This is a genomic window from Nioella ostreopsis (assembly GCF_004000255.1).
Classification (GTDB): Bacteria; Pseudomonadota; Alphaproteobacteria; order Rhodobacterales; family Rhodobacteraceae; genus Nioella; species Nioella ostreopsis.
Genome location: NZ_RCIQ01000084.1, coordinates 1 through 584, shown reverse-complemented (window position 1 = coordinate 584; position 584 = coordinate 1). Strand labels below are relative to the sequence as shown.

The following is a 584-nucleotide window of genomic DNA, read 5'->3' as shown; positions in this document are numbered from 1 at the left end:
CTGACGGTGACGAAGTCTGTGAGTTCGACGGATCTGACGGTTGCGGGCGGCGCCGAAGACACGGTCTGGAACCCGGGCGACACGATCACCTATGCGGTTGCGATCGAGAACACGGGCAACGTTGCGTTGGACACGGTCGCGCTGACGGATGCGCTTGCGAGCGGCTCGCCGGTGACGCTGACGGCGTCTGACGTGACCGTGACGGGCGAGGTGACGGCGGACGACATCCTGGAGCCGGGCGAGACCTGGACCTACAGCTACGATTACGCGGTGACGCAGGCCGATATCGATGCGGGGCAGGTGCTGAACACCGCCTCGGTGACGGCCCAAGACCCCACGGATACGGACGTCACGGGGACCTCGGACGGTGACGGCGACCCCGCCCAGGACAGCGATGAGGACAGCGACCCGACGAACGACCCGCTGGTGCAGACGCTTGCCGCGTCGCCGGAGCTGACGGTTGTGAAGACGGAGACTTCCGGCAACACCGCCGCGGGCGACGCGCTGAGCTGGTCGATCGTGGTGACGAATGCGGGCAACGTGACGCTGAGCAGCGTGACGCTGTCCGATGACACGCTGACGCG

Annotated in this window: 1 protein-coding gene; it reads left to right on the top strand. The window is 67.0% G+C overall.

Translation table 11 applies throughout. The annotated features are described in order from the left end of the window. Nucleotides 1-18: 18 nt before the first annotated feature. On the top strand, nucleotides 19-584 hold a 566-nt coding region (locus EP237_RS22910), incomplete at its 3' end, for a DUF7507 domain-containing protein (protein WP_164744821.1).